This window comes from Rhodococcus sp. C3V, from assembly GCF_029269915.1.
GTDB lineage: Bacteria > Actinomycetota > Actinomycetes > Mycobacteriales > Mycobacteriaceae > Rhodococcus_F > Rhodococcus_F qingshengii.
Window position 1 is genome coordinate 1 of sequence record NZ_JARJBE010000017.1, and the last position, 24,159, is coordinate 24,159.

The 24,159-nt window shown below is 63.0% G+C and carries 21 protein-coding genes; 11 read left to right on the forward strand and 10 right to left on the reverse strand.

Translation table 11 applies throughout. The features are described 5' to 3' along the window. Positions 1–94 precede the first annotated feature (94 nt). Positions 95–1,573 carry an amidase gene (locus P3G66_RS28700; RefSeq protein WP_047270153.1) on the reverse strand — a complete coding sequence of 493 codons (1,479 nt, stop codon included), beginning with the start codon at positions 1,571–1,573 and terminating at the stop codon, positions 95–97. On the opposite strand from P3G66_RS28700, the gene P3G66_RS28705 reads away from it, so the two are divergent. Continuing rightward, positions 1,565–1,705, forward strand: a complete 141-nt coding sequence (locus P3G66_RS28705) for a hypothetical protein (RefSeq protein WP_155277953.1) — start codon at positions 1,565–1,567, stop codon at positions 1,703–1,705. The two genes, P3G66_RS28700 and P3G66_RS28705, sit on opposite strands and share 9 nt — an antisense overlap. On the opposite strand, the gene P3G66_RS28710 is transcribed toward P3G66_RS28705, so the two are convergent. After that, entirely contained in the window at positions 1,699–2,808 is a 1,110-nt protein-coding gene (locus tag P3G66_RS28710; protein ID WP_007735206.1) for a ring-opening amidohydrolase, read from the reverse strand. The genes P3G66_RS28705 and P3G66_RS28710 overlap by 7 nt on opposite strands. A 223-nt stretch (positions 2,809–3,031) precedes the next feature. Between P3G66_RS28710 and upp the strand changes: the two genes are divergently transcribed. From upp to P3G66_RS28730, 4 genes are all read left to right on the forward strand, one after another. Beyond that, entirely contained in the window at positions 3,032–3,655 is a 624-nt protein-coding gene (gene upp, locus P3G66_RS28715) for a uracil phosphoribosyltransferase (RefSeq protein ID WP_276117455.1), read from the forward strand. 92 nt (positions 3,656–3,747) lie between these two features. Then, positions 3,748–5,445 (forward strand): PucR family transcriptional regulator, encoded by a 1,698-nt coding sequence (locus tag P3G66_RS28720; RefSeq protein WP_003946020.1) that lies wholly within the window; start codon positions 3,748–3,750, stop codon positions 5,443–5,445. A gap of 289 nt (positions 5,446–5,734) precedes the next feature. Beyond that, a complete protein-coding gene (locus tag P3G66_RS28725; protein WP_007735210.1) occupies positions 5,735–6,961 on the forward strand; it encodes a CoA transferase in 1,227 nt (408 codons plus the stop codon). Continuing rightward, positions 6,958–8,469 (forward strand): carboxyl transferase domain-containing protein, encoded by a 1,512-nt coding sequence (locus P3G66_RS28730; RefSeq protein WP_276117456.1) that lies wholly within the window; start codon positions 6,958–6,960, stop codon positions 8,467–8,469. The genes P3G66_RS28725 and P3G66_RS28730 overlap by 4 nt, the downstream gene beginning before the upstream one ends. A gap of 87 nt (positions 8,470–8,556) precedes the next feature. On the opposite strand, the gene P3G66_RS28735 is transcribed toward P3G66_RS28730, so the two are convergent. From P3G66_RS28735 to P3G66_RS28745, 3 genes are all read right to left on the reverse strand, one after another. After that, positions 8,557–9,990 carry a solute carrier family 23 protein gene (locus tag P3G66_RS28735; protein ID WP_003946008.1) on the reverse strand — a complete coding sequence of 478 codons (1,434 nt, stop codon included), beginning with the start codon at positions 9,988–9,990 and terminating at the stop codon, positions 8,557–8,559. A 148-nt stretch (positions 9,991–10,138) separates the two neighbouring features. Continuing rightward, complete coding sequence (locus P3G66_RS28740) at positions 10,139–11,782, reverse strand: PucR family transcriptional regulator (protein WP_054831697.1); 1,644 nt, start codon at positions 11,780–11,782, stop codon at positions 10,139–10,141. A gap of 102 nt (positions 11,783–11,884) precedes the next feature. Further along, the gene (locus P3G66_RS28745) at positions 11,885–13,000 is read right to left on the reverse strand and encodes an XdhC family protein (protein ID WP_042926172.1); all 1,116 of its coding nucleotides are present in this window, start codon (positions 12,998–13,000) and stop codon (positions 11,885–11,887) included. A gap of 282 nt (positions 13,001–13,282) precedes the next feature. Here P3G66_RS28745 and P3G66_RS28750 point away from each other — a divergent pair, with 282 nt between their 5' ends. The 3 genes from P3G66_RS28750 to P3G66_RS28760 are packed head-to-tail and all read left to right on the forward strand — an operon-like array spanning position 13,283 to position 15,828. Next, positions 13,283–14,470 carry a CoA transferase gene (locus P3G66_RS28750; RefSeq protein WP_276117457.1) on the forward strand — a complete coding sequence of 396 codons (1,188 nt, stop codon included), beginning with the start codon at positions 13,283–13,285 and terminating at the stop codon, positions 14,468–14,470. 42 nt (positions 14,471–14,512) lie between these two features. Beyond that, positions 14,513–15,172 carry a TetR/AcrR family transcriptional regulator gene (locus P3G66_RS28755; protein ID WP_003946066.1) on the forward strand — a complete coding sequence of 220 codons (660 nt, stop codon included), beginning with the start codon at positions 14,513–14,515 and terminating at the stop codon, positions 15,170–15,172. Beyond that, positions 15,169–15,828, forward strand: coding sequence for an enoyl-CoA hydratase-related protein (locus P3G66_RS28760; protein WP_276117458.1), 660 nt, complete (start codon positions 15,169–15,171; stop codon positions 15,826–15,828). The genes P3G66_RS28755 and P3G66_RS28760 overlap by 4 nt, the downstream gene beginning before the upstream one ends. Here the strand turns inward: P3G66_RS28760 and P3G66_RS28765 are convergent. Next, a complete protein-coding gene (locus P3G66_RS28765) occupies positions 15,796–16,341 on the reverse strand; it encodes a hypothetical protein (RefSeq protein ID WP_276117459.1) in 546 nt (181 codons plus the stop codon). The two genes, P3G66_RS28760 and P3G66_RS28765, sit on opposite strands and share 33 nt — an antisense overlap. Before the next feature lie 115 nt (positions 16,342–16,456). Here P3G66_RS28765 and P3G66_RS28770 point away from each other — a divergent pair, with 115 nt between their 5' ends. Further along, positions 16,457–17,188 carry an MBL fold metallo-hydrolase gene (locus P3G66_RS28770; RefSeq protein ID WP_003946042.1) on the forward strand — a complete coding sequence of 244 codons (732 nt, stop codon included), beginning with the start codon at positions 16,457–16,459 and terminating at the stop codon, positions 17,186–17,188. Here the strand turns inward: P3G66_RS28770 and P3G66_RS28775 are convergent. Both P3G66_RS28775 and P3G66_RS28780 read right to left on the reverse strand, forming a co-directional pair. Further along, positions 17,180–18,571 (reverse strand): amidase, encoded by a 1,392-nt coding sequence (locus tag P3G66_RS28775; RefSeq protein WP_118605737.1) that lies wholly within the window; start codon positions 18,569–18,571, stop codon positions 17,180–17,182. The genes P3G66_RS28770 and P3G66_RS28775 overlap by 9 nt on opposite strands. A gap of 150 nt (positions 18,572–18,721) precedes the next feature. Then, entirely contained in the window at positions 18,722–19,033 is a 312-nt protein-coding gene (locus P3G66_RS28780; RefSeq protein WP_007735219.1) for a metalloregulator ArsR/SmtB family transcription factor, read from the reverse strand. Between the two features lie 91 nt (positions 19,034–19,124). Between P3G66_RS28780 and P3G66_RS28785 the strand changes: the two genes are divergently transcribed. Together P3G66_RS28785 and P3G66_RS28790 are read left to right on the forward strand one after the other, a co-directional pair. Then, on the forward strand, positions 19,125–20,183 hold the full coding sequence (locus tag P3G66_RS28785) for an SDR family oxidoreductase (RefSeq protein ID WP_276117460.1): 1,059 nt from the start codon (positions 19,125–19,127) through the stop codon (positions 20,181–20,183). 139 nt (positions 20,184–20,322) lie between these two features. Then, the gene (locus P3G66_RS28790) at positions 20,323–21,621 is read left to right on the forward strand and encodes a hypothetical protein (protein WP_276117461.1); all 1,299 of its coding nucleotides are present in this window, start codon (positions 20,323–20,325) and stop codon (positions 21,619–21,621) included. 24 nt (positions 21,622–21,645) lie between these two features. On the opposite strand, the gene P3G66_RS28795 is transcribed toward P3G66_RS28790, so the two are convergent. Together P3G66_RS28795 and P3G66_RS28800 are read right to left on the reverse strand one after the other, a co-directional pair. Further along, on the reverse strand, positions 21,646–23,835 hold the full coding sequence (locus P3G66_RS28795; RefSeq protein ID WP_075835009.1) for a transglycosylase domain-containing protein: 2,190 nt from the start codon (positions 23,833–23,835) through the stop codon (positions 21,646–21,648). Between the two features lie 112 nt (positions 23,836–23,947). Further along, the gene (locus P3G66_RS28800; protein WP_019746112.1) at positions 23,948–24,157 is read right to left on the reverse strand and encodes a hypothetical protein; all 210 of its coding nucleotides are present in this window, start codon (positions 24,155–24,157) and stop codon (positions 23,948–23,950) included. Positions 24,158–24,159 lie beyond the last annotated feature (2 nt).

Sequence of the window (24,159 nt, forward strand, 5' to 3'; positions counted from 1 at the left end):
GTTCTTCTCCACAGCGCCCATGTCCGCGAACCCGTGCCACAATGCCGAAGCCATCGTCGTTCTCTCCCAACTGGATACGTTCGAAATAGATCGGTCAGTTCACGCGGAGTGCGGGCGGAAGAACCCGCTCGACCCACTGGGTTGCCTGCTCGAATGCGTAGGCGAGTTGGAGTACGTCCAAGTCGGCGCCGTGCCGACCGATGATCTGGATACCCATGGGAAGCGAGCGATCATCGAAGCCGACCGGCATCCCCGCAACCGGAACCCCGGCCATCGTCCAGGGAACAACCGTCTCCATCCACCGGTGATACGTGTCCATCGACCGGCCGTCGACGGTCTCGGGCCAGTGAGTGTTCTTGTCGAAAGGAAACACCTGGGCACTGGGCGCAAGAATGTAATCGTAGGTTTCGAACATCTTGGTAATGGCCGACAGCCAGCCGTTGCGGGCCTCCGCGGCCTTGGTCACGTCGAGAGCCGACAGTGTGACCGCGTGCTCGAGTTCCCACAACAGTTCGGGCTTCATCAACTCGCGCAAGCTCGGATCGTTGTACTGATCGATCAAGCCGAGCTGTGCCCACCAACGCCACCGCAAGAACAGTTGCCAGATGTCCTCGGGTTTGAAGTCGGGAAGCGCCGCCTCGACGCGGCACCCCAACTGTTCGAAGACCTCGAACGAGGATTCGCACAACTCGAGAACTCCAGGTTCGGTTGCCAGGTAACCGTTCCAGTCACCGACCCATGCGATCCGAGAGCCCTTCAGATCACGTGCGAGGCTTTCGGTGAATACCGCGGGATTCTCACGAATCCCCAACGGTGCATAAGCATCCGGCCCCGCCATCGTGGAAAGCAGGTGAGCCACGTCGGTGACGGTTCGGCCCATCGGGCCCACAACAGCGCCCTGAGCGATGAATCCCGTCTCCGGTATCCGACCCCAGGATGGTCGAAACCCAACAACGTTGTTGAATGCCGACGGGTTTCGGAGCGAACCCATGTAATCGCTTCCGTCAGCCACCGGCAGCATGCGGAGCGCCAACGACGCAGCGGCGCCTCCGCTGCTACCGCCGGCAGTGCGCGAATTGTCGTACGGCGACACCGTCGTACCCCACACCGGGTTGTACGTCTGGGATCCGAGCCCGAACTCCGGTGTGTTCGTCTTGCCGATCACGATGGCACCGGCAGACCTGATCCGCTTGACGAACAGTTCGTCATCTTCGGCGATTCGGTCCGCGAACATCGGCGACCCGGACGTGAACGGCAGACCCTTGGCCGCCGAAAGATCCTTCACCGCATGCGGAAACCCGTGCATCCAACCGAGATACTCCCCACTCGCCAACTGCGAATCACGCTCGCGCGCCTCCGCCGTCAACGCTTCCCGATCCCGCAATGCGACAATCGCGTTCACCGCCGGGTTATGTAATTCGATCTGATCGAGGAAGCTGTCCATCACCTCGACACACGACACTTCACGCCTGCGTATCAGACCACTGAGCGTGACCGCATCGGCCATGACGAGTTCGCGATTCTCGGGCGCACCGGAAACGCTCTCGTCGACAGGGTCAGCAGCATGAACCATCGTGAATCCTTTCAAGCAGTGAAGTGGGGTACGCCGCGGCGGACTCGCCGCCACCGGCAACTGATTCGAGGACGAATTGCCGGTGGCGGCGCGACTGTCGAGGTTTCCAGCGAGGTTCTTGCCTACTACTGACCGAGATCGACGATGGCAGCGACTGGGCCGCCGCCCTCGGGACCCTGGTGCGCTGCCGATACCGAGACGAACACTGCCGGATCGCCGGTGACAGCTGCCGTGACTCCGCCGACACACGACTTGATCTGGCGGTGCCAGTGCACGTCGGAGTCGTCGAGCATCGCATTACGACGGCCACGGACCGTTCCGTCCTGACTGGCCTCGCACTTCAAGAACACGTTGACGAGTTGACCGTCCAGGTCGCTCGAGTGCGGCCGCTCCGGAAGTTCGAGTCCGGCGTCACGGATCGCCGCCCAGATGCCGTCCTGGTCGAGCGGATCCTTCATCACGCTGTGGCCGATCCGGTAGCGTCCGCCGACGCCACGTGCGTTACCGACGACGACGATCTGCGCGCGGTCCAACTCGACGCCGGACGAGCAGGATGCGACAGAGGAGAAGAGTTCGCGGCTGTGCATGACATCCTCGTCGGTCGGCATGTCGATTTCGCCGAGCGCAACCGCGATCCCCAGAGCCGTTCCGCCGTTGGACAGGTCCATCGACTCATGAGTCTGTTCGGTCCACACAGTCTTGCCGCGGCTCTTGGCGTCACGGATGGTGTGAATTGTCAGCAACGGAGTCTTGGTCTGTACGTAGTGCACGTCGGCGGGATCGGTGATGCCGGCATTGGCCATCGCGTCTTTCACTGCCGCAGCAACTTTGGTGATCATGGCCGTACGGCCGATGTCCTCGGGCAGCAGTTGCTCACTCATGGCGACACCCACGGTCAGGCGCGGCTCGTCGGTCTTGGTGACCTTGTCTGCCGGCACGGTCGCGAAGATCGTCGCGTGCGGGCTGATCACGCCGTCCGTGCCGCCGGACCAGACGATCGGCACCTCCGCCACTTCTTCGGGGCTGCGATTACCCTTGGCGGAGAGAACCTCTCGGAACGCTCGGTCCGCGATGATGCGCGTGTAGTCGTTGACGCCGCCGTTACCCTCGGTTTTGCCGATGACTGCAATGACGCGGTCGGCCTCGAGGACACCGTCGTCGATCAGCTTGGCGAGCTCACTGGCGTCGGAGACGCTGTGTAGCGGAACCTTACGGACCTCGATTGCTTCGGGCATTGGCATCTCCTTGTATAGGGAATCGTGGAGGCAAAATTGGGCCTTGACAGCTCCGGGCGCCCAGTCCAGCCGAGCGGTTCGGAACTGCCGTGTCGACCACGCTATGACGACTCGAACCCATCGGCATCGTCAATACTTGCCCAAACGAAAACCGCGATTGGTTATTTCGACTCCGAATCACCGGTTGTGCGCCGCCCCATCGGTTCTCACTTACGATTCGACCATGGACACCACTGTTGTCGACCATCCGCTGGCGGCATCGCTGCTCACGACCATGCGCGACGCTCGCAGCGACAACGCAACGTTCCGGTCCGCCTTGCGCAGACTGACCCATATGTTGGTCTACGAGGCCATGCGCGGCGCAGAACTGGAACAGTTCGACATCGAGACGCCAGTTGCTCCGACGCTGGGGGTGCGGCTGGCGAATCCACCACTCCGGGTCCCGGTCTTGCGAGCGGGCCTCGGCATGGTCGAACAGGCGAGTGCCCTCATTCCGCAGGCAGGCGTCGGTTTCGTGGGAATGGCACGAGACGAGAAGACACACCAGCCGGTTCCGTATCTGGAGTCCCTGCCTGCTGATCTGTCGAGCACCCCCGTCTACGTCCTCGATCCGATGTTGGCGACCGGTGGATCCATCGTCCGCACAATCGATCTGCTCATTGCACGCGGAGCCACCGATGTGACTGCAATATGTGTCGTCGTGGCTCCGGAAGGGATCGAAGCACTGAAGAACTCCGGACATCCGGTCCGGCTCCTCACAGCGAGCATCGACGACGGCCTGAACGAAAATGCTTTCCTGATACCTGGACTCGGAGACGCGGGCGATCGCCAATTCGGGCCGCGGTAGTTGGCAGACATACGGAGAACCGCTCATTCCGAGAGGCTATTTTCGTCAACTGTTGACAATGTTCACTGTGAGATCGAGCGTAGTCTCGCGACATGGATAGATCTGCCAAATATTCGAGCGAAGAGCTTCAACATTTGCCAGAAGGTGGCGACTACAGACTCACAGTTCGGGATGTCCTCGAGCTGCCCAGTCTGCGTGGAGCCGAAGTCCTTGCCGGGCACGGGGGCTTGCGCCACCTCGTTCAATCGGTGAACGTGATGGAAGTACCGGACATCCTCGCTTGGGTGAAGCCGAACGAGTTGTTGGTGACAACCGGGTTCCCGCTGCGCTACGGGCGAACCGGCGAGCTTCTCGACGACACAGATCTCAGTGACCTCGTCGACGGTCTTGCACGTCGAGGAGTCGCGGCACTTGCCGTGAAAACGGGCCGTTATCTCGACGAGCTGCCCGAGGCGATGCTGCACATGGCAGAGCAGCGAGGGCTTCCGCTGTTGGTTCTTCCCGTCACCGCGGGATTCGACGAGGTGATCTCGGAGGTCTTCACCAAGTTGGTGGCGAAGCAGTCCGCGGCACTCGACATTGCCGATCGACTTCACCGCTCGTTGACGTCGATCGTCTTGGAAGGTGGCGATCTACCTCAGATTGCCGCAGAATTCGCCGCGCTTTTCGACGTCAGCGTTCTCATCTGCTCGCCGGACGGAAGAGTGTTGACGGAGGCCGGAGATTCAGCCGCGCTGAACGCGCTTCCGTTGTTCGAAAGCACCGGTCGGTTCCTGACCGAACGGGTCGCTGTCGGTTTACAGAACGCGCCCAAAGGATTTCCCGGCCAGTTGGCGCTCACCCGGGTGGTGGCCGGCGGCACCGACCACGGCCGAATGGTGGCGTACGCCGGCACCCACGAACTCGGCGCAGTTGTCGTTCAAGCGCTGGAGCGAGCGGCCACCGTTGCCGCGCTGGCCGTCACCAAACAGCTGGCAGTTGCGGCAGTGGAATCCAAGTTCCGCGGCGACTTCCTCCGCGACGCACTGATAGGCGAAGCCGGCTCGCCAGCGGAAGTGAGCGCGCACTTCACCCAGTTGGGGTGGGATGTCACTCGTCCACTTGCCGTTGTGGTTGCAGAACTCGACGTCGATCACCCGGAATCCCAGCACGCGAATTCCACTCGCACGGACCAAGATCGACTCAGCGACGGCTGGCAACAAGTGGTACGAACACACGAGCGGACGGCGCCGTCCGTCGGGTTTCGACACGAGGTGGTCACGCTTTTCCCGACCAGCACCGACCGTGCGGTTCGGGACATCGAAGGGTTGGTGCGCAAGGTTGCCGGCGATCGCACCAGCGGCCGCCGATCCTTCAGCACGGGAGTGAGCCGGGTGATCTACTCCCTGGCCGATCTACCCGCGGCCTACGACCAAGCCTGTACAGCCGTGGTCGTCGGCCGACGTATCAACGGGCCGGGGCAGATCGCACACTTCGACGAACTCGGTGTACACCGACTCCTCTCGCTCCAGACGGACAAGAGCGAACTGCGTTCGTTCACCGATGACGTTCTGAAGTCCTTGTCGGCGGACAACGCCGAAGCCGCTGACCTGCGTCTGACACTCCAGACCCTGCTCGACTGCAATTGCAATGTCGCCGAGGCCTCCCGGGCGCTGCACATGCACTACAACACTTTGCGTTACAGAATCGGAAAGCTGGAGAGCGTCGTCGGATCGTTCACCGACGACCCCGTCCTTCGATTGAACGTCTCACTCGCCCTGCAGGTCATGAAGATGCACGAAATGTCATGACTTCGCACGATATGAGCTGACAGAACGTCCCGATAACGGTTCGATACAACCGCAATCGCGCCGCCCGGTGAGCGTTCGTCACTTCTTACCCACCACTGACACCCGTCGTCGGCAAGGTTACCCATGTGCCGTTCACCGGTGCCCGCTTACGGTTCGAAAGACGGGCCGCACATACCTCCTTCAGTGGCCCTGGCCGGTTTCTCGGTCCAGCGGACCGGAGTCGACCGAACTACGGAGGCCTCAACCACCAACTGGCTCAGCCAATTACACCAGAACACGGCGGTGCGACATGAACTCGACTTCGAAGCCTCACAACACAAGTGCTCGTAGTGGTCCGTTACACGACGTGATAGTCGTCGACCTCACGCGCGCACTCGCGGGTCCTCACGCGGCAATGATGCTCGGCGATCTGGGTGCCGACGTGATCAAGGTCGAATCACCTCACGGCGGCGACGACACCCGTGGGTGGGGGCCGCCTTTTGTGGAGCCCACGTTGGAACCACCGAACACGCAACGGGAATCGACGTATTTTCTGTCCACGAACCGGAACAAGAAGTCGATCACGCTCGATCTGAAATCCGACAGTGGGCGAGCGACCCTCGAAGATCTCGTCTGCCGCGCCGATGTTCTCATGGAGAACTTTCGCACCGGAGTTCTCGATCGACTCGGATTCTCGACCGAGCGGCTGGCCGAACTCAATCCTCGACTGATCGTTCTGTCCATCAGCGGTTTCGGCCACGACGGCCCGGAAGGCGGTCGCGCCGGCTACGACCAGATCGCCCAGGGGGAAGCCGGACTCATGTCGCTGACCGGCTCGAGTCCGGACGACGTTCAACGAGTCGGAGTTCCGATCGCCGACCTTCTCGCCGGAATGTACGGGGCGTTCGGTGTCGTCGCGGCTTTGAAGGAACGCGAACAGACGGGGAAAGGCCGCGTTGTCCGAACGTCGCTCTTGGCCAGCGTGGTCGGTGTTCACGCGTTTCAAGGAACGAAGTGGACCGTCGCCGGTGAGGTAGGCACAGCGCAGGGCAACCACCATCCCTCCATCGCACCGTACGGACTCTTTCGTACCGGCGATGGCGCAGTACAGATCTCGGTCGGCAGCGAAAGCCTGTGGAGAAGATTCTGCGAAGGATTCGACCTCGACCCTGACGCCCCGGGTATGGCAACAAACGCCGAACGCGTCGAAAATCATTTCCAGGTCGTCGAATTGATCGAACGTACCTTCAAGCCGTACTCGCGTGACGAGCTTCTGACCGAACTCGACCGCATCGGAGTACCAGCAGGACGGGTTCGGACGATCTCCGAAGTGTACGAATGGGAGCAGACCCGATCACAGGGATTGCTCGTCGACGTCGACCACAGCACGCTCGGAAACATCACACTGCCCGGTCCACCGCTACGATTTTTCGATCCGGACGGAACCGAAGTGACGGAGACCCGCCACACTGCACCTCCGGTTCTCGGTGAAGACACTGACGAAATCATGTCATGGCTACAAGGATTCACCCGATGAACCGCCTGACGGCTCGCGACTTGCTCGACCTGGTGATCGATGCCGGCACCTGGGAATCGTGGGATACCCCTCCGATTCCCCTCGCGACCGACTCCGACTACGCCGAAGCACTTCTGCGGGCCCAGGAGAAGACCGGACTCGACGAGTCCGTCCTGACCGGAAGCGCCTCCGTCCGAGGCCGCCGTGTGGCAATCATCGTCTGCGAGTTCGGCTTTCTCGGCGGATCGATCGGCGTGGCGGCGGGAGAACGCCTCGTCGTCGCCATCCGTCGAGCCACGCAGGAGCAGCTGCCCCTTCTTGCGCTTCCCACGTCCGGGGGAACGCGTATGCAGGAGGGGACGACGGCGTTTTTGCAGATGGTCAAGATCACCGCGGCGCTCATCAAGCACAAAGAAGCGCACCTGCCCTACATCGTCTATCTCCGAAACCCCACCACCGGAGGCGTATTCGCGTCCTGGGGATCACTCGGTCACGTGACGATCGCGGAACCGGGGGCCCTCGTCGGATTCCTCGGCCCCCGAGTGTTCGAGGCCTTGTACAACTCACCTTTCCCCGCCGGTGTCCAGACAGCGGAGAACCTTCACGAGCACGGACTCATCGATGCAGTGAGGCCGCCAGACCAGCTCGCCGAAATCGTCGAACGCGCATTGCGCATCATCACCGGGGCGCATCGTGGGTACTTATTGCCCAGTGACCCGTGCTCGTACGATTGCCCACCCGATACGTCGGCGTGGGAATCCGTCGTCGCATCCCGGCGCGAAGACCGACCGGGGATACGGGAAGTGTTGCTCAATTCCGCCTCGGACATGCTCCCGCTCAACGGAACCGGCCAAGGCGAGAACGATCCCGGCATCATGCTCGCGCTCGTTCGCTTCGGCGACATGCCCTGCGTCCTTCTCGGACAGGACCGGCGCGGACAGACTGCTCACTCCCCACTCGGCCCCGGCGCTCTGCGGGAGGCTCGGCGAGGTATGCGGTTGGCCGCAGAACTCGACCTGCCGCTGGTGACGATCATCGACACAGCGGGCGCGGCACTGTCGAAGGAGGCCGAAGAAGGCGGACTGGCGGGCGAGATCGCTCGGTGCATAGCCGACATGATTTCACTCGAGGTCCCCACCATTTCCCTCCTGCTCGGGCAGGGCACGGGCGGCGGCGCCCTGGCACTGATTCCGGCCGATCGAGTGCTGGCGGCCCGCCACGGTTGGCTCTCGCCCTTACCTCCCGAAGGTGCGAGCGCGATCATGTTCCACGACGTCACGCACGCGCCGGACATGGCAGCCAGTCAAGGGATCAGGTCCTTCGATCTGCTCGCGGGCGGCATCGTCGATCGGGTCATCCCCGAATTTCCCGATGCCGCGGACGAATCCGCCGCCTTCTGCACTCGCGTCGGAGCGGTACTGCACTACGAGCTGAGCGTGCTCAGTGCTACCGATGCGACTGAACGGCTCAACACCCGCACCGAACGCATCGACCGTATCGGCCTGGTCGAAGCCAGTACCTCCGTCTGATCGATCAGTACCCAGAACACCGGAAAGGCCGGACATCCTCCGCGGAGGATGTCCGGCCTTCGTCGATCGAGCACACTCAGCCAAGCGTCACGTGAGTTGCTTGGCGGGTTCCTCCCGATCGCCGCCGGGAGTCTTCGAATCCGGCTTGTTCGGTTCCGGATTCTTCGCATTCAGTTCCGGGTTCTTCGAACCGATGAACTGGCACAGGTGGTACATCCCGATCACGACGATGGTGCCGAGCGCGATCCCGCTGAGCGAGAACGTGTCACTGAACTTCAGAGCCGTGTCGCCGATACCGATGATGAGGCCGGCCGCGATCGGCATGAGGTTGAGCGGATTGCCGAAGTCGACGCCGTTCTCCTTCCAGATCTTCGCGCCGAGCAGACCGATCATGCCGTAGAGCACCACGGTGATTCCGCCGAGAACACCGCCGGGCGTCGCCGAGATGACGGCACCGAACTTGGGGGAGAAGCCGAGCATCATGGCGACGATGCCGGCAACCGCGTAGGCGGCGGTGGAGTACACACGGGTCGCTGCCATGACACCGATGTTCTCGGCGTACGTCGTGGTGGGCGAACCGCCGACGCTGCTGGCGATAGCGGTGGCGAAACCGTCACCGGCGAGCGCACGTCCCATGTACGGGTCGAGGTCGTCCCCGGTCATCTCGGCCACGGCCTTGACGTGGCCCGCGTTCTCCGCGATCAACGCGATGACACCCGGAAGGACCAGGATGATGAACGTGAGGCTGAACGACGGAGCGTGGATGCCGACGATTCCGTTGGCCTCGTCCGAGAACGGGGGAAGGCCGAACCACGACGCCGACTGCACCGAATCCCAGTTGACGCGGAAGTGCTCGGTGATCTGACCGGTGCCTGCGTCGTAGGAGGTGATCGTCCCCGAGACCCGGTCGAGGATCCAGGAGAGGACGTAACCGAAGATCAGCGCCAGGAAGATGGCGATGCGCGCCATGAAGCCGCGTAGCGCGATACTCATGACGATCAGGGCCACCATGACGATCAGAGCCACCCACTGGTCCTGCGGCCAGTACAGCCCCGCGACGACGGGTGCCAGGTTGAATCCGATCAACATCACCACCGCGCCGGTCACCACTGGCGGAAGAACCTTGAACACGACCCGGCCGCCGAGGAAGTGGATCGCGATACCGATGGCCGCCAGGACCAGTCCGGACACCAGGATCGCGCCGGTCACCTCTGCGGACGTTCCGCCCTGGGCGCGAATGGCGGCGATACCACCGACAAAAGCCGCCGACGTACCGAGGTAGCTGGGAATGCGTCCCTTGACCACCAACAGGAAGAAGAGCGTACAGAAACCCGACATCATCACGGCAAGTTGAGGATTGAGGCCCATGATGATCGGGAACACGAACGTCGCGCCGAACATCGACACCACGTGCTGGCTACCCAGCCCGATGGTTCTTCCCCAGCTGAGCCGCTCGCCGGGAGCGACCACTTCACCCGGTTTGATGTTCTTTCCATCTCCGTGCAACGTCCAAATCGGCATGATGGGACCTTTCGTGCAGAGGAAGGTGTCCGAACGCTGAGTGTGCTCCAGCTCACAAAACACCGTGACTGGAGTGAAACGCTATTACAGCGCAGGGGTATCGACGTGATGACAATCTGCCAGAACCCACGGACTCGGATTGGCAATATTAGTGATTGATGCCGCGCATCGCGGTTATCTTCAGTGCTAGAGACAGATCCAGCCGTAGCTCGGGTTGCGCCGTGAAGGGTCCCAGCATTTTCTCCAGCTTAACGACCCTGTAACGCAGTGTGTTGTAATGGAAGTGGAGCTTGCGCGCTGTCTCGGCGATGTTGATGTTGGTCGCGAGCAAGACTTCCAATGTCTTGCGCATGTCCTGCGCTTCGGCAGTTTCCTCCGTCAGTTCCCGCAGTGTCTCCCGCGCGAACGTCTCCAGTTCGTTTTCGTCCTCGACCAGACTGAGCAGTCTGTACACACCGAGATCGTCGAACTGAGTCACCGTCCACGGACCGGAGATCCGTCGCCCGACGGTCAGTGCGGTGCGCGCCTGACTGTAGAGCGCGGGGACTGCGTCGATCGCCGCTGTCGGCCGGGACACCCCGACACTGAACGGCCTTCTCCCGCCGCCACCTTCACCGCGAACGACCGTGACGAGGTCCCGCACCAATGCCATCGTGTCGGTGCCGACGCCCATGACGATCACCGTCTCGCCCGTCAGCGCGGTCACCGCCGCACCGGGATCGCGGTGGGCGATCGCCCCGGAGAACGCCATCGCCTGGCGATCGACAACAGGCAGCCGAGCGGGCGCCGCCGAGGCCGGTTCGTCGACCGGGTCCGGCTCGATCGAGACGATCACCAGCGGGCGATCGAAGTCCCAACCGAACGTCTTGGCGTGGGAGACAACGTGATCGTGGTCCCCGGCACGGCCGAGGAGCAGGTCGTGAACGAAGTTGGCGCGATGGCGTTCTTCCACCGACGCAACGGCCTGCTCACGGGTGATGACCAACGCGCACACCGACGCGGCCCGCTCGACCAGGTACTGGTCGTAACTCGTCATGACGCGCTCACCGGTGAACAACGCGAGACGCCCGTGGTCGATGTGATTGGCGGAAATCGCGGACACCGCGATGAATTGACCGTCGAACTCGTGCAGACCCAATCCGCCCTCGACGGTGTCGGTCCGCAGACGACCGGTGGAATCGACGGCGGGACAGGCAGACAGATGCTTGCGCTCCGCGGCGTCCCCGGCGCGGCAGATCTCGCGTCCGTCCGAGGTGGTGATCAGGGCGGCGCCCTTCATCTCCCGAGCGATGACTTCGGTCAATTGCGGGAGGCCGCCGCCGCCCATCACGACGTCGACCAGCAGCCGTCGCAAGCGCTCGGCCCCGAACATGGCGTCGATCTGGGCCGACTCCGTCTGCTCACGGTCTCTCGCCGCAGGGTGATCACACGCACCGTGAAAAACCAGGAGCGGGAAGCCGGCGCTTTCGGCCGCGTCGACCAGCTCCGGCGCGAGAGTGTCCCCGTCTGCGCCGAATTGGACGGCAAGTGCCGCAACACCTCGCGTCGACAACCGTCCGACAAATGCTTTGAAGGTTTCGGTGACCCTGGCGAGGGTTTCCGGCGTGGTGATCAGCAACTGTCCGTGCCGCAGCCACGGTCCGATGTCCGGAACCGCCATGAATCCCACCCGGGCTACCGTCGGGTCTTCGCAGCCGCCGGCGACCTTTCGAACACCAGGAAGGAGCTGGGTTCGAAGAACTTCGGAGAGAACAGCATTCACCTCGGATGCCGGTACGGCCGGGTTTGCCACTTGGCAGGCACCTCGATTTCATTCGGATCACGGAAGATGGTTCACGAAAGAAACGATCCTATCCCCACCGAACACAAGATGTCCGAATTCAGCGCAGTCGACTCAGGCCGTTCGATGCAGGGCGGTCGGATTCTCCTGAGGTGGCGGGTGGATCGGCCCCTGCAGATCCCGCAGTTCCAAACCGGAGGCATTGCGAAGGGTCTTGGTCATCTCGGCGAGGATCGACACTGCAGTCTCCTCCGGTGTCCTCGCGCCGAGATCCAACCCGATCGGTGAGTGCAGACGCCCCAACTCGACGTCGGTGACGCCACGCTCCTTCAACAGCGCCACCCGACGCTCATGCGTCGCACGACTTCCCATCGCGCCGACGTACGCAGCCGGCGAACGCAGCGCGATCTCGAGCAGGGGGATGTCGAACTTCTCGTCGTGCGTGAGCACGGCCAGGACGGTTTTGTTGTCGATCGGTGCGGTTTCGAGGAACTTGTGTGGCCACATGACGACCAGATCGTGGGCGTCGGGGAAGCGCGCCCGTGTCGCGAAGACCGGCCGTGCGTCCACGACGGTCACGCGATAACCCGCAAAGGCGCCCAACGTACACATCGAGGCCGCGAAGTCGATGGCCCCGAACACGTACATCCGCGGTAGTGGCGCGAAGATCTCGACCAGCAGGTCGTGCTGCGAATCGATGAGAGTTCCCGCCGGCGCGACAAAAGCGACGGACTCACCGGTGTCCATCGTGCGCAGCAGGATGGACACCTCGTCCTCCGTGGCATCCAGATCTCCGCTGCGTCGGCCGTGCTCGACGACGAGGTGCCGTGCCGGTGCTCCCGGACGCACTTCGGTGACCACGACGACGGGCGTATCGGCCTCGATCCGTTCACAAACCTGACCGAACTCGGCGAAATCGGCTCCGACGGCCTGGACGAACACTTCGATGGTTCCGCCGCAGGTCAGCCCTACTCCGATGGCGTCGTCGTCGGAGACGCTGAAGACCTCGACGCGACTGGTGCCGTCGGCGAGAACCTCCTGGGCGATCTCGTACAGTGCACTCTCGATACACCCGCCCGAGACGCTGCCGACCACCTCGCCGGAGCGTGAGACGGCCATCGAAGCACCGGGCATGCGCGGTGAGGATCGCCAGGTACGGACAACCGTCGCCAGTGCAAAATCCTCGCCGCGGGCGTGCCACTGCGCCAGCTGAGTGGAAATGTCGCGCATCGCCTCGCCTCCCGCTTGCATCGCCGTCCGTAGAGAGTTCACGGTATCGGCCCACCGCAATCCTGCCTGTCACACAATGCGCCTAAATCCGGGCCCTGCAGTTGTGCAATGTCGCCGTCGCATCACCTTGCGCTCTCGACCAGTGTTGTCACCGAGCCCAGCCGAAAGCAGGCCTGACCTTCATTCTTCCCCTCTCCGACGATCACTGCAGCGGCAATTCACGCAGATGGTGCGACGGATCGAGTGGGCGACGTTGCACACCACAGAACCGAGGTTTCTCCCATGGACCAATTGCTCAGCGGTATCAAAGTTCTCGACCTCACCCGTGCTCTCGCGGGGCCTCTGTGCACGTCGCTGCTCTCGGATTTCGGCGCCGACGTGGTCAAGGTCGAAACCCGTGGCTCCGGCGACAGTTCGCGTCAGTGGCCGCCGTTCGACGGCGATCGAAGCCTCTACTTCGCTTCCGTGAACCGCGGCAAACGGTCGATCGCCATCGACATGCGCAGTGACCGCGGGCGGAAACTGCTTCGCAGCCTGGCCCTCGACGCAGATGTGCTGGTCGAGAACTTCCGTCCGGGAGTACTGGCCGACATGGGGCTCGATCCCGACTCGCTCGAGCAGGAGAATCCAGGGCTCGTCGTGATGAGCATCAGTGGTTTCGGCCCGGTGGGCCCTGACCAGTTCGCGCCCGGACTCGATCAGGTGGCCCAGGGCATGTCCGGGCTGATGTCGGTCACCGGTGCCGGGGAACAGACCCCGATGCGGGTCGGTATCCCCATCATCGACACGGTCTCGGGCATCTACGCGGCACTGGGAATCACGGCGGCACTGGCTTCGCGCGGACGCGACGGTCGTGGGCACCGCGTGCAGACCTCGTTGCTGGAATCCGCGATCTCGATCATGACCTTCCAGGCGCAGGACTACCTGAGCACCGGGCGGGTTTCGACGCCGAACGGCAATACGCACCCGACGATCACGCCGTACGGCGCTTTCGACACTGCCGACTTCCCGATCAACATTGCCACCGGCTCGGACAAGCACTGGATCGCACTGTGCTCGGTACTCGGTGACCCCGAGCTCGCCTTCCGTACCGAATATGCCACGGGTAAAGAACGTTTGGCGCACCGAGACCAACTGACCAAAGAACTCGAGGACCTACTGACCACGAAGGGCGCAGCGCAATGGATCTCCGAGATCCGCGGTGCCGGAATCCCCTGCGGCCCCATCCATTCGATCGATCAGGTGTTCTCCGACCCGCAGGTCGAGGCATTGCAGATGGTCGAGCAGACCCAGAGCGCCGACGGAACGTCGATTCCCGTTGTCCGCGGACCGTTCTGGGTGGACGGCAAGACTCTTCCCGTCAGGACTGCGCCACCCATGACTCTCGGCGGTGACGCCGACGACGTACTCACCGACTTCGGCCTGCGTCCGGAGGAGATCGAGGATCTTCGCGCAAATTCGGTGATCTGACCGCAGCCAGTAACAGAGCAGACGCTCTGTTACTGTGCGTTCATGCCTCGGCCACGCGTCCACGACCTCGACACCCTGCTCGACGCTGCCGAAAAACTTGCCGCCACTGCCGGACCGAGCGCTGTCACGGTCCGGGCAGTCTCCGACGCCACCGGTGTATCCAACGGGGCGATCTATCACGCATTCGGCTCTCGCAGTGGACTGGTCGGTAGCGCGTGGCTGCGTGCTGCGCGACGATTTCTCGCGCTTCAACAATCGAGAGTGGACGACGCTCTCGCGGACCCGTCGCCGACTTCGGCGGTTTCCGCCGTCGTCGCAGCCGCCGAAGTTCCGGCTGTCTTCGCGCTCGACTACCCACAATCCGCGTTGCTGCTGTTGACGATCCAGCGCGACGAACTGCTCGGCACTGACGTCCCTGCCGACATCGCCGAGCAACTCACACAACTCGACCGGTCTCTGGTCGAGTTGTTCATCCGGTTGTCGACCGCGCTCTGGGGCCGCAAGGACGGCCGAGCCGTCGAGGCAATCGAGGCCTGTGTTGTCGGCCTGCCTACCGGACTGCTCATCCATCCCGCCAAACGCGCCGACGGTTGGCGAGTCCCCGACGCCGCAGCACGCGCGCGGTTGGATGCCGCCGTTCGAGCGGTTCTGCATCTCGACCCACCACTGCCCAAGCCACGCAACAGGAAAGGCCAATCATGACCGCAACTCTGCGCTTCGAAGACAAGATCGCCGTTCTCGATCTCGGCGAGGACGAGAATCGATTCTCGCCGGATTGGCTCGATTCCGTCGACAAGCTGCTCGACCAGACTCTGAGTGAAGGCGCACATGCCCTGGTCACCACGGCGACGGGCAAGTTCTACTCCAACGGACTCGACCTCGACTGGCTGGGCGCGAACGGCGACAAGGCGAAGTGGTATGTGCAGCAGGTGCAGTCGCTGTTCGCCCGGATGCTGACGTTCCCCATGCCCACCGTCGCGGCGATCAACGGCCACGCCTTCGGAGCCGGCGCCATGCTCGGCATCGCGCACGATTACCGCGTCATGCGCGATGATCGCGGCTACTACTGCTTCCCGGAGGTGGACATCAACATCCCCTTCACCGAAGGAATGGCAGCTCTCATCCAGGCCAAACTCAGCCCGGCGTCGGCAATCGTCGCCATGACCACGGGGCGGCGATACGGCGGAAGTGACGCATTCGCAGCCGGTTTGGTGGACTTCACCGCATCCGTCGACGCTTTGACCGCCAAGGCCATCGAAATGGTTGCACCGATCGGCCCGAAGAATGCGGGCACACTGGGGGCAATCAAGTCGACGATGTTCGCTTCAGTGGTCACCGCTCTGAACACCGACAGCTAGAAGCGACGGACTGTGTTCTCGCAGAGCCGCTTCCAGATCGTCGGCAACACTTTCGGGATCGCGGCCTTCGGTGCTCAGAACCACGTCGACTCCACTGAGCGTCGGCATCGAACCGGCCAGCAGTTGTGACGCCTCCACCAACTCGTCCAACCCGGCCCAGCCGGCCGGTTCACGTTCGATGATTCTGGTGCGCAACGTATCCGGATCGGCCTCGAGGCGTGCCAGCAGGTGCCCCTCGGCGCCGGACGCGGCCAGCAAGGCATGCCCGTAGTCGTCGTCTTCGACGGTCGCCGTGAGGAACAGGAGTTCGTACCCCGCTTCCCTGTACGACGCGCACAACATCCCGACGTGTGCGATTGCCCGTTCGGTCCCCAGCGGCGGATAGCACCGCTCGAGTTCGTCCACCTCGATCATCGCGTTGCTCACCCCGGCCTCGCCGAGTCGATCGTGAAGCGCGGTCAGCACGGAACTCTTCCCCGCGCCCGGCGGGCCTGTCAGCAGCAGTACGAACACGTCCTCCACTATTGCAGAGCCGTAAGCACGTCCAGAACCTTGTGCAGGCGCGGGGCGGCGAGAAGGCTGGAGAAGACAGCTCGACATGTACAACAGCCCTGATCGGAGCACAGCGATGACCACCACGATCACCGAAATCGCGCCGGACATCTACCGACTGTCGACCTTCGTGGACGAAGCGAACCTCACGATGAACCAGTTTCTCGTCGACGGCGAGGAACCCTTGCTCTTCCACACCGGGCAGCGAGCGTTGTTCACCTCGGCTTCCGACGCACTCTCCACGCTGATCGACATCGACCGTCTGAAATGGATCACGTTCGGTCACGTCGAGGCCGACGAATGCGGGTCCATGAACTCCTGGCTTGCGGCGGCCCCCGAAGCGCAAGTTGCACACGGTGCGATGGGGTGCTTCGTCCAGGTCAACGATCTGGCCGATCGGGCGCCACTTCCCTTGCAGGACGGCGACGTACTCGAAACCGGCAGCCGCCGAGTCCGGCACATCGACACCCCACACGTCCCACACGGTTGGGACGCGGGCCTGATGTTCGAGGAGACGACGTCGACGCTGTTCTGCGGAGACCTCTTCACCGCGTTCGGGCACCACCCCGCGACCACCGAGCACGAAATCGTCGGTCCCGCTTTGGAAGCCGAGGACTTGGGCCACGCCACCTGCCTCACCCCGGATCTCGAACCCACGATCCGTGCCCTGGCCGACCTCGAGCCGCGGATTCTGGCGACCATGCATGCACCGACGTACTACGGCGACTGCGTCACCACTCTTCACGACCTTGCCGACTCGTACGCAACACGTTTCGCAGCCGAAACCGAAAGATGGAAGTCAGACTAGAGCTTGCGCATTCGACGTGATTCGCGCCGCCACGGACAGCGCAACATGCTCGTGGAACGGCCGGGCCACCACTTGCACTCCGACCGGTAAACCGTTGCGGGAGAGTCCTACCGGAACCACGACCGACGGAAGGCCGAGCACACTGATCGCCCGGCAACTCGCGAGCGCGTCCATCCACGTGAGTTTGCGACCGCCCACCTCGAAGCTCTCCACACCGAGCGGCGGAGCGAGCACCGACGCAACCGGCAGAATCAGGACGTCGCCCATCTCGTCGAGGAAGTCGGCGATCAACATCGCACGATCCGCCCACAGCGCTTCCACCTCGGCGGAACTGCGATCACGGCCTGCCGCAAGCATGGCGGTGATGTCCGCGTCGAAAGAGTGCGCTGAACCTGCGGCGAGAGAGTGGATGTCCGCGTGGGTCTCGACCGATCGCAACGCGCCGAAAAGCGCGTTGGCCCGCGGCAGAGCCAGACCGTCGTACTCGCTCGCGTCCAGGCTGATCGCCACCGTCCGAACCGCTGACCGGATTTCTTCGTCGACGGGAATCGTTCCCTCGCCGGTGGCCCAGCGGATGTCGAGGTCGTCGACGTCGACCGAATCAGGCTCGCTCCACGAGAAATGCGGCATCGACAGGACGCGCAACGCAAGCGCCGCATCACCGAGGTTGCGGGCCAGTGGGCCGATGGTCTGGATCGTGCCGTGCATCGTCGCAGGATTGGCGAGTACCCGTCCATCCGAAAGCACGCCGGGGTATTGCCCTTCAGGGTCGATACGGCCGAGCGTCGGGCGAACCGAAGTGAGGCCGGTGCAGTGGGCGGGCCAACGCACCGAGCCACCAAAATCCGTACCGAGTCCGAGCACGCTCATTCCGGCAGCAACCGACGCGGACTCGCCGCCACTCGATCCGCCGGGGGACCGGACGACGCCGTCCGGTCGCACCGGACTGGCCGTGGTTCCGAACAGTTCGTTTCGAGTCAGGCCGCACGCGCCGAATTCCGGGGTGTTGGTCTTGCCGATCAGAATCGCACCGGCAGCCTTGAATGCCGCGACGGCCGGGGCGTCGACGGCCGGGACGTTGTCCGCCAGAGTGCGAGAACCGGCAGTGGTGCGCACGCCGGCAGTGGCGATCAGGTCCTTGACCGTGAACGGAACCCCGGCAAGGGGGCCGAGTGTCTCACCGAGAAGGCGTCGCTCGTCCAGGGAATCCGCGGCCGTGCGAGCCTCCTCGGCGCACACGGTGACCAGTGCGTTGAGTTCGACATTGCATTCGTCGACCCGTGCGAGATGTTCTTCGACGACGGTCCGCGCCGACACCTGACCCGACCGCACGGCCTCGGCGATGGATCGGGCATCACGGCCCACCCAGCTCTCACGACTCATCGCACGCCTCTCCTTGCCAGTACCCTCTGCCGAGCGTAAGGACAACGAGCAACCCGAGAAACGACCACAATGCACATACCGACGGCGCCGGCGATGTGAGGTTTTGCCACAACGTTGGCGGCCCCGGAGGGATCGGTCAGGTGCTGGTACCTACAAACCCTGCCTGATGAATGCAGCAAGCTTCTCGATCTGTTGCTCGTTTCGTTTGTAATGCCGCCACTGACCGATTCGTGTGGTGGTCACCAGATCCGCGGCCTGGAGCGCGGCCATGTACTGAGACGCCGTCGATTGCGACACCTTCGCCCTCGCTTGAATGTGCTTGAGGCACACTCCGACCTCCTCGGCAGGCTCGAGTTGAGGGGGAAAGCTCCCGGGGTCTTTCAACCACTGCAGGATTTGCACACGCATCGGGTTGGCCAGCGCCTTGAACGCCGTTTCCCACTCGGTTGTTGCGTCTTCCATGTTCGAGATCATACCGCTAGATCGCGAAATGCCGATATGTGTGGTTCACTCCCTATATCGCAACATCGCGATATACCAATGGGAGGCTGAAATGGTGCAGCACGACAAAGTGGCACTCGTGGTCGGAGCCCGAGGCGTGATCGGTGGGAACTTGATCGATCACCTCGAGTCGACCGGAGAATGGAAGATCATCGGACTCTCGCGGCGAGGCGGTACGGACGCCGACCGGGTCGAACACATCGCAGTCGACCTGCTCGATCCTTCACAGACCGCAGCAGCACTGAGCGGACTGGACGACGTCACCCATGTCTTCTACGCCGCCTATCAAGACCGCCCGACATGGGCCGAGCTGGTTCCGCCCAACTTGGCGATGCTGGTCAACACTCTCGACGCCATCGAGCCCGTTGCGGGCGGACTCGAGCACGTCAGCCTGATGCAGGGCTACAAGGTTTACGGGGCACACCTCGGACCGTTCAAAACTCCGGCCCGCGAGAGCGATCCACCGCACATGCCACCCGAGTTCAACGTCGACCAACAGCAGTTCCTCGAACGTCGGCAGCTCGGCAAGTCGTGGACATGGTCGGCGATCAGACCCTCGGTCGTCTCCGGATTCGCACTGGGTAACCCGATGAACCTCGCGATGGTCATCGCCGTCTACGCGACCATCTCGAAGAAACTGGGTGTCCCACTCCGATTCCCCGGCAAACCCGGCGCGTACACCAGCTTGATCGAGATGACCGACGCCGGACTCCTGGCCGAAGCGACGGTCTGGGCCGCGACCAACCCCGAGTGCGCAAATCAGGCGTTCAACATCAACAACGGCGACCTGTTCCGCTGGCAGGAGATGTGGCCGAAGATCGCAGCCTTCTTCGACATGGACGTCGCACCTCCGCTCCCGATGTCCCTCGATGTCGCAATGGCGGACAAGGAGTCGGTGTGGGATGAACTCGTCGAGGAACACCACCTTGCTCGGACCCCGTATTCCGATGTCTCGTCCTGGGGGTTCGGTGACTTCGTATTCGGATGGGACTACGACTTTTTCGCTGACGGATCGAAAGCTCGGCGGTTCGGATTTCACCGCCACGTCGACACCGAAGCGATGTTCCTCGACATCTTCGCCAATCTGCAGGCTCGGAAGATAATCCCCTGACTGAAACACGGTCACTCGGATCCTACGAACACTGTCACTGTCGGACCCCACGACTAACGTCGTAGGCGGGGTTTGAAAAGCAGGGGTTTCGGCGAGTCGTCGGTAGGGCCCCATGCGCCCCCGGACCAGAGGAGCGACGATGTCGGACAATACTTTCGATCTGGAAATCCTGAGTGCCTGGACTACTTTCGAGACTCATCTCGCTCGCTACATCTCCGTGATGGAGGACGACGACACCCTCGTGGTGGAGTCGCATTACGACAGCATGGACGAACTGGCCGACGCACCCGCGTGCATCCAGTTCTTCGCATGGAACCAGACCTCCGTGCGCTGTGAAGTTCCTTCCAACAGGTTTCTGCATCCAATGCGGATGCTCGAACCGGAAGACCATTCAACGCTGCTCGACATGGGGTTCAACGCTCCCGATCTGTGCGAGCACGAACCCGAGGGCAATGGGTCCATGTCCTTCTACATCGACGTCGACCGCGCTCGTCCCGAGGAGCTGGTGACAAAGGTGTTGCGCGTCTTCCGTGAAATGTGGAGCATTGCGCACCCGTCGTTCCTGCGTGCCAGCACCAGTGGGCGCGAGTCGACGCCGGCGTTCGCCACGACGCCGTCTCACGCTCCCTCGGGTTCGGGCGACATGCTGCGGATCCTGGTCGACGGGGCCGTCGAGCGCCTTCTCGGTCATCCGCCCAAGCGTGACGACGACGGCGACATCCCGCTGGTCCGCGGTGAGCAGGTCACCTATGTTCGTGTCCTCGAGGACGACGAGTACGTGGAGGTGTTCTCGCGGGTCGTGCATTCGGTGGAGAACCTCGAGAACGCTGCTGTAATTCTTGCTCAGCTCAATCGGCAATGGCCGACCATCAAGCTCATTCTCGTCGAGCAGAGTGTGCTGGGCGTGGTCCGCGTGGACGGCGCACCCTTCGTCGCCGAGCACCTGCTGCGGGCTCTGCGCTCGTTCGCCGAACTGGCCGAAGCATCCGACGAACTCGCCGAAGAACTGGGCGGGCAACCCATCCGCGCAACCGGAGACACCGCCTTCAACGACGGCATGGCCTCCGAGCACGAAGATCCCGGTGCCGAATACGAGTCACACGAGTGCCACGAATTTCCGCCGGCTCTCATGGCGCTCCTCGAACTCGACGCAGACGGAACGGGCGAGCTCAGCGCCGAAGAGGTTGCCGTGATCTGTGAGCACGACCGCGACACCATTCTCGACTACCTGCGGATCAGCCAGGAGCAGGAGACTGCCTGGCACGAGGCGTTGACCGAGTCCGTCCGCCGCAAGGACGACGACACCGACCTGTGTGCGGGCGAGAAGCGCGCGTGGACGCACGCGATCCGCAACCTCAGGCGCGGACTGCGCGTCGTCGTACTGCCCGCCAAGGATGCAGCGCCCACCCAACTCGGTCTCTTCGACGATCAGGCCTGAGAACCGGAAATCGGGCGCTGCTTGTCAGCCCGGTAGTGGGATGACGATGCCCGGCAGGATCTCGATCTGACGCGGCAACTGGGGGAGCGGCGGTACTTCGATCGGCGGTAGGCCGGGCACCTCGATGGGCGCCGGGGGAGCGACCGCGCCCGTCGTGGGCGTGCCCGTCCCGTCCCCCGAGGTCACGCCGGAGTTCGCGGGAACGCCGGCCTGCCCGCCGATGGGGTCCGGCCACGGAAAGCTCTCCCAGTCGGATCCCTTCAGCGCGCCGTCCATCGTGCTCTTCCAGATGTCCGCAGGCACTCCGGAGCCGTAGATCAAACCACCGTAGGAGTTGGTGATGGCCTGAGCGTCGGAAGTTCCGATCCACACCGCGGTGGACAGCGACGGCGTGTAACCGACCATCCACGCATCCTTGTTCTGGCCCGTGTCACCCAACTGCGCGGTACCGGTCTTGGCTGCAGACGGGCGTCCACCGGCAAGCGCGTGACCGTTCGAGTACGACGCGATCGGCAGCATCGCCTGCGTGACGTTGTCGGCAACGGCAGCATCGAGACGACGCTCACCGGGAGAGACCGGGCGATCGAGCAGGACTTCACCTTCGGCCGTCACGACCTTCTGGATGAAGTGCGGCTGCTGGTACACACCGGAATTGGCGAGCGTCGCGTAAGCGGACGCCATGTCGATAACGCGAGACTGATACTGGCCGAGCACGATTCCGTTCTCCGGCGGACCACCCTCCTGTGTGAGCGTCGGGTAGTCGAGTCCGGGAATGTGCTCGGGGATGCCGGCCAGGTGGGCGGCGTCGGCGATCTTCTGGGGACCGTTCTCCATCGAGAGCATCAACCGGTAGAAGCTGGTGTTCAGCGAACGCTTGAGTGCCTCGGCGATGGTGCATCGACCACAGGATTCGCCGCCGACGTTTCCGATGGTCACACCGTTGATCGTGAGCGGTGAACTGTCGAACCGTGCGGACAGCGGAATGTCTTCCATCAATGCTGCGACCAGGCCGAAGACCTTGAACGCTGAACCGGTCTGCAGCGGCGCCTGGGCGTAGTCGAATCCCGCTCCGTCGTCACCGCCGTAATAGGCGTCGACGCCACCGGTCTTGGGGTCGATGGACACTACTGCGGTCCGCAGGTCTTCCGGCTCGCCCTCGAGATTCCGCCTGACGGCGTTCAGCGCAGCTTCCTGCGCAACCGGGTCGATGGTTGTCGTGATTTGCAGACCAGCGGTGTTCAGCGTCTGGTCGCTGATACCGGCCTCGGCCAGTTCCTTGAGTACCTGGGTCTTGATGTGGCCTTCGGGTCCTGGCGCCTGGTTCAGATCGGTCGGCCGATTTGCGGGGGCGACGGCCGGGAACTGCATCGCGTCGCGATCCGTCTTGGTCAGGCTGCCCAGTTCCACCATGCCGTTGAGAACGTAGTCCCAGCGCGCTTGCAGCGCGGACAGATTGGTCTCGGGGTCCAGGAACGACGGGCTCTGGATGACGGACGCGAGAACTGCGCCTTCCTCGACGCTCAGCTCACTGACCGGCTTGTCGAAGTACGCGTTCGACGCGGCGGCGATGCCGTACGCACCGCGACCGAAGTAGATGGTGTTGAGATACGCGGCAAGAATGTCGTCCTTGGACCATTCGCGCGCCATCTTGGCGGAGATGACGAGCTCACGCAGCTTCCTGTCGATACTGCGCTTGTCACCGACCAAGACGTTCTTCACGTATTGCTGAGTGATCGTCGAGCCACCGCCGGCGCTTTCCTTGCCCATCACGTTGTCGCGGGCAGCGCGAGCAAATCCGGAGATCGAGAATCCGGGGTTGGTGTAGAAGTTACGATCCTCCGCCGAGAGCACCGAATCGCGGACGTGAATCGGGATGGCCGACAACGCGACCTCGGTGCGGTTTCCCTCCGCCGGCACTACCTTGCCGAGCACGGTCGTGCCGTCGGCCATGTAGATGGTGGACACCTGATTGGTCTGCATGTCAGAGGGGCGCGGGACGTCGGTCCGGCTGTACGCGACAGCAAAAACCGACGCGGGCACGATGACCATCAGGAGCACGAGCACGTAGATGGTCCGCCGGACGTACCGCCACTTCGAGCGCTGCTTTTTCGCGGGCTTGGCCGACTTGTTCGACCGGGGCGAATTAGCCGACTTGCCCGATCGAGCCGACGACTGATCGCCACCCGTCGCACTCGATCTGTTCGATGGACTCACTCAACACTCCCGGTCGTGGATCCGGACTTACCGGCACCATTCCACCAGGGTGATATCTCGATCAGATAACTCCCGGCAACTGCGATACCGAAATGTCACCCTACCGGGCTGGCTACTCGCGACGTTCTGCTCGGACCGCGTTCCGATATCCGCGGAACGCCAGCCCGAGAGCGACGACGCAACCGAGCAGCACCAAAGACGGCATCACGCCGGGGTCGCCCTTGACGATCGCGACCACAGCGCCGATCAACGCCATGAGGGCGAAGACCGAGATGAAGCCGGCAATCAGCTCCATACGCTGGGCACGCGAAGCCCGCCTCATCG

Excerpts from the sequence above, each read along its gene's own strand:
- P3G66_RS28705 (WP_155277953.1), top strand. The coding sequence starts at position 1,565 with ATGAACCATCGTGAATCCTTTCAAGCAGTGAAGTGGGGTACGCCGCGG.
- P3G66_RS28700 (WP_047270153.1), bottom strand. The coding sequence starts at position 1,573 with ATGGTTCATGCTGCTGACCCTGTCGACGAGAGCGTTTCCGGTGCGCCC.
- P3G66_RS28710 (WP_007735206.1), bottom strand. The coding sequence starts at position 2,808 with ATGCCCGAAGCAATCGAGGTCCGTAAGGTTCCGCTACACAGCGTCTCC.
- upp (WP_276117455.1), top strand. The coding sequence starts at position 3,032 with ATGGACACCACTGTTGTCGACCATCCGCTGGCGGCATCGCTGCTCACG.
- P3G66_RS28720 (WP_003946020.1), top strand. The coding sequence starts at position 3,748 with ATGGATAGATCTGCCAAATATTCGAGCGAAGAGCTTCAACATTTGCCA.
- P3G66_RS28725 (WP_007735210.1), top strand. The coding sequence starts at position 5,735 with ATGAACTCGACTTCGAAGCCTCACAACACAAGTGCTCGTAGTGGTCCG.
- P3G66_RS28730 (WP_276117456.1), top strand. The coding sequence starts at position 6,958 with ATGAACCGCCTGACGGCTCGCGACTTGCTCGACCTGGTGATCGATGCC.
- P3G66_RS28735 (WP_003946008.1), bottom strand. The coding sequence starts at position 9,990 with ATGCCGATTTGGACGTTGCACGGAGATGGAAAGAACATCAAACCGGGT.
- P3G66_RS28745 (WP_042926172.1), bottom strand. The coding sequence starts at position 13,000 with ATGCGCGACATTTCCACTCAGCTGGCGCAGTGGCACGCCCGCGGCGAG.
- P3G66_RS28750 (WP_276117457.1), top strand. The coding sequence starts at position 13,283 with ATGGACCAATTGCTCAGCGGTATCAAAGTTCTCGACCTCACCCGTGCT.
- P3G66_RS28755 (WP_003946066.1), top strand. The coding sequence starts at position 14,513 with ATGCCTCGGCCACGCGTCCACGACCTCGACACCCTGCTCGACGCTGCC.
- P3G66_RS28760 (WP_276117458.1), top strand. The coding sequence starts at position 15,169 with ATGACCGCAACTCTGCGCTTCGAAGACAAGATCGCCGTTCTCGATCTC.
- P3G66_RS28770 (WP_003946042.1), top strand. The coding sequence starts at position 16,457 with ATGACCACCACGATCACCGAAATCGCGCCGGACATCTACCGACTGTCG.
- P3G66_RS28775 (WP_118605737.1), bottom strand. The coding sequence starts at position 18,571 with ATGAGTCGTGAGAGCTGGGTGGGCCGTGATGCCCGATCCATCGCCGAG.
- P3G66_RS28780 (WP_007735219.1), bottom strand. The coding sequence starts at position 19,033 with ATGGAAGACGCAACAACCGAGTGGGAAACGGCGTTCAAGGCGCTGGCC.
- P3G66_RS28785 (WP_276117460.1), top strand. The coding sequence starts at position 19,125 with ATGGTGCAGCACGACAAAGTGGCACTCGTGGTCGGAGCCCGAGGCGTG.
- P3G66_RS28790 (WP_276117461.1), top strand. The coding sequence starts at position 20,323 with ATGTCGGACAATACTTTCGATCTGGAAATCCTGAGTGCCTGGACTACT.
- P3G66_RS28800 (WP_019746112.1), bottom strand. The coding sequence starts at position 24,157 with ATGAGGCGGGCTTCGCGTGCCCAGCGTATGGAGCTGATTGCCGGCTTC.